This window comes from uncultured Campylobacter sp., assembly GCF_938031315.1.
In the GTDB taxonomy this organism is placed as follows: domain Bacteria; phylum Campylobacterota; class Campylobacteria; order Campylobacterales; family Campylobacteraceae; genus Campylobacter_B.
The window spans coordinates 1-3,759 of the sequence record NZ_CALHHT010000447.1 but is presented as its reverse complement, the minus strand read 5'-3'; the positions used below and the strand labels follow the sequence as shown (position 1 = coordinate 3,759).

At 53.4% G+C, this 3,759-nt stretch carries 2 protein-coding genes; one reads left to right on the top strand and one right to left on the bottom strand.

Annotated elements, in window-relative coordinates; genetic code table 11:
• Window positions 1–488: 488 nt before the first annotated feature.
• Window positions 489–626: a hypothetical protein gene (locus tag Q0236_RS11220; RefSeq protein ID WP_297917981.1), complete on the bottom strand. Its 138-nt coding sequence runs from the start codon at window positions 624–626 to the stop codon at window positions 489–491.
• Between the two features lie 437 nt (window positions 627–1,063).
• Here Q0236_RS11220 and Q0236_RS11215 point away from each other — a divergent pair, with 437 nt between their 5' ends.
• The gene (locus Q0236_RS11215) at window positions 1,064–3,655 is read left to right on the top strand and encodes a hypothetical protein (RefSeq protein WP_297917978.1); all 2,592 of its coding nucleotides are present in this window, start codon (window positions 1,064–1,066) and stop codon (window positions 3,653–3,655) included.
• Window positions 3,656–3,759 lie beyond the last annotated feature (104 nt).

The following is a 3,759-nucleotide window of genomic DNA, read 5'->3' as shown; positions in this document are numbered from 1 at the left end:
GAGCTCATCGCGGCAAGATTTAAAATTTCATAACGCATAAGCTCGCCGTGAAATTTAAAATTTCACGCGGCCGCGCACAGTGTCATGTGTCACTATGAGATTCTAAATTTCATGTCGAGCGCACCGTCAAATTAATCCGTCGGTCGCGCAGCAGATCGCCGCACGATCTAAAATTCGCGCTTGCGCCGCGACATGCACTGCCGCGAGTTGAATTATGCGACTTCGCAAGCTAAATTTTACGCTCACGCGATCAGTCATGTTGGCGGAGGTTTGCAGAGCCTAGATTAAATTTTACGCACCGCCGTGCATCGCCTGCGGTGGGCGCGGACGTCTGATCCGCTTTGCTTGCAAAGGCGCAGGCGGCTATAGCTGTGCGGCAGTAGAGCTAAATTTTACGAGCCGCTGCGTCGCGGCATGAATTTTCGCGTTGCATCGGTCGCTGCGAACTGAATTTGCGCGACGACTATATGCCGCTGCACGCTTGTAAATTAAATTGCACTCCACGCACCCGTCGCCTGATTGTCGCGCGGGATTGAAATTTGCGCGCCGCCGCTTGTCATAAAATTTAGATCGCTGCGCGCCGCGCCATAGCTGTCGTGAAATTTTAAATTACATGCCGTACGCACGAGTTAGCCGTGAAATTTAAAATTTCACGCGGCCGCGAAATTTGCTGTGCGTTATGCCGTATTGCGCATCATCGCGAGCCAAATTATGTGCTGCTGCGGAATTAAAGTCTTGCATGCCCGCTGCTACCGCTCGGGCGCCGTATGCCTGGCGGCTCCGTTTTGCGATCCGTTCGCGCCGTATTTGTTGCGGCAGTTATGTACGTCGCCGCGCCGCAGTGCGAGATTTTGCGTCGAGCTCTATTTTAGAGTTTTGATTTGCAGCGAGATTTTACGGCGCGCAATGGCGCTAAATTCCATCCTACGTGAGATTTTGGAATTTTAAAATTACCTTTCGCGGTATAATTATATGAAATGCTAAAATTTGCGGGATCTTAATAAAGGAATTTTAAAATTTATGCGGCGCGGCTTTGTGGCGTGCCTGCAAGAAAGGAGCGATCATGGACAAGCTGGATAAAGAGGAGCTAGTAGAGGTGTTTGTTGCTAGACTAAAAGCTTTAGCGCGTAGCGGTGGCGCCGATCTGCGTGAGCTTGATCGCGAGTTTTACGGATTTAGCGTGAGGCTTGGCGTGCGATATGACTTTGCCGGCAAGTTTAGCGTCTCGCAGATAAGTGGCGGCGAGCGCGCGCAGCTGCATTTCGCAGATATCGCGCAGTTCGAGGCTCATGCGCGCGAGTGCCTGCGCGCGACAAGCGCAGATGCAGAGCTAAGCGAGGCCTTTATGCTACGCCTGCGTGCAGACCCCCAAAAAGCTGCTATGAATGCGGATCAAATCATAAAATTTCACGATTTTAAGCCCTTTAGCGTTCAGCTGCGTTGCGAGCATTGCAGCGGATCGGGCAGGAGGCGCTGCAAAGCCTGCGAAGGCGCAGGCAAGGCGCCGTGCGCTAACTGCGGCGGGCGCGGGCGCTTGATCTGCCCCGATTGCAAGGGCACCGGCGGCTATAGCCGTGCGGCGTTAAGCTCTACGGACGCTCATGCGCGCGGCCTTTCTGGAGGCGATTCTGCAGGCTCTGCGTCAAATTCTATGGGCTATCGCTTCATTCCCTGCGCTAGCTGCGGCGGTAGCGGCTCGCGCATTTGTCCAGCTTGCGGCGGTACGGGCAGATTGCGTTGCGAAAAGTGCGGCGGTGCGGGTGATTTTCGCTGCGAGCACTGCGATGGGCGCGGGTATTTCACTCGCACCGGCAAAATATCCGTTTATGCCCGCCCGAGCGTCAGCATAGGCGCTAGCTCGCAGGTTTTTGGGCGTGAGCTGCTGGAGTTTTTATGCAGCAAGGGCGTAGGTTTTGCGGCGCGCAGACTTTTGTTTCGTCTAAGCTCGCTGCGAGCGGCGCAGGGCGGCTGCGAAGCGGTATTTAGCGCGGAGGATGAGTTTTTGCGCTTGAGTTTTGCCGTCTGCGGCAAGGCTTACGATGCGGCGTGCTTTGGTGGCGCGACATTCGTAAGACCTAACTTTTTTGACGAAGTTTTTGCGCCGGAGCTTGCGGCGGTGCGCAGCGCATCCGCTAGGCTAGGGCGGGACGATGCGCAAAGCCTTTTTGCGCTATTTTGCGCGAAGCCTGCGCTGGATGCGGCGATGCGCCTAGCTAGTGCTAAGCTGCGCGGCGAGACGCTAAATCTCGAGCAGTTGCGCGGCTCGGATGGACATTTTAACTTTGCAAATTCTGCCTGCAGCGCGGCTGATCGCGACGCTTTGAGCCTTGCAAAAGACGCTTCGCGCAAAGAAAATCTCGAGGGCGGCGCGAGTGTAAAATTTGCGGGCACGAAATTCGCGAGCGCTTCGGCGAATTCTATGGGCACGGAAGATAATCGCTTGGGGTTGCGCGGAGAGCTTGGCAGGTTTGCAGGCGCCGTGAGCGGCGGCATAAAATTTTCAGGGGCAGATCTTTTGGAAGGTGGAGAGAATTCTGCCAGCGATTTTGAGGCTAGGCAGCAAAGCAGCGAAGCTCGCGCGCAGAATGGACCTAATTTTGCCGGCTCGCAAGAAGGCTTAAGTGACACTTCTGATCGCACTGCGGAGGGTCTTTACGAATTACGCGGCGAGCGAGATTACCGAGATTTAAGCGCCTTGGGTGCTGAAAATTCCACAAATTCCATAGACTCCGCCGCAATAAATTCCAAAAATCTTGCCGCTGCAAAATTTAAAAATCGCGCGAATACGCAAGATCCTGCGTCAAATTCTAAAATTTCGCCTTTTGCACGATTAAAGAAATTCTTTTTCCCACGTTCTTTGCGCGAGGATTGCGCGCAGAGTTTTGCCGCGGCGATTATGCGCGTTTGCGAGGGCTTTATTTCGCAGCAATGCGCTCGCGATTTGGGCGGAGCGATGGCTGGAGCGCTTGGCGTGCTAAGTCCGCGATATGACCGCGCGGTGTGGTGCATAGGCGGAGGCGCGCTCATCGCGGTGGCTGCGCTGGCGTGCGAGGGCTGCTTCGAGATGATCTTTGCGGAGCATTATTTTTGGGCACTTGCATGCGGCGTGGCAATCGCTGCTGCAGGGCTGTTAGGCGGTGTGGCGCTGTGGCTGGCAAGCGCAGTGCAGTGCGCTGTAAAAGCTCGTAAAATTCCGCGAGAGTATCGCTGCGGCAGAGGCGGCGCGGCGTTTGCTCGCTTTTGTAAAGCTCTGCTCTGCGCCATTTTGACTAGCGCAATCTACGGAGGCGCAGCAAATACGGGCTACGTGCCGAAAACCCTCGCAGCAGGGCTGCTGCGAGGGTGGATGCCTACATTTTTTGAGGACGAAAATTACGCTTCCGCGAGTGATGGCGTAAATTCTGCAGACGAAAATTCTACGAGTGCAAGCTCTAGCGGCTCTGAAAGCCCTGCTTCAAATTCCACTTCCGGGGCGACTAAGGATTCCGCTGCGATGCAAAAGGATAAAATTTTATATATCCAAAAAAGCATCGGAGTGAAGCAGGATGGGATTTTTGGCGCACGCACTCTAAAAAAGGCGAGAGAGGTTTTGGATCAAAACCTAAGCGGCGTCGATGAAATTTACGAGGCGATTAAAGCAAAGCAAGCACAGTGAATTAATTATTTAATCTGAATATAAGCACAAACATACTTTGCCTAAATTTTATCGCAAGAACCCAATTTTATGTTAAAGAATGTTTATATAGAGTTTTGCATAAA

Coding starts and splice junctions, on each gene's coding strand:
- Q0236_RS11215 (WP_297917978.1), top strand. CDS start 1,064: ATGGACAAGCTGGATAAAGAGGAGCTAGTAGAGGTGTTTGTTGCTAGA.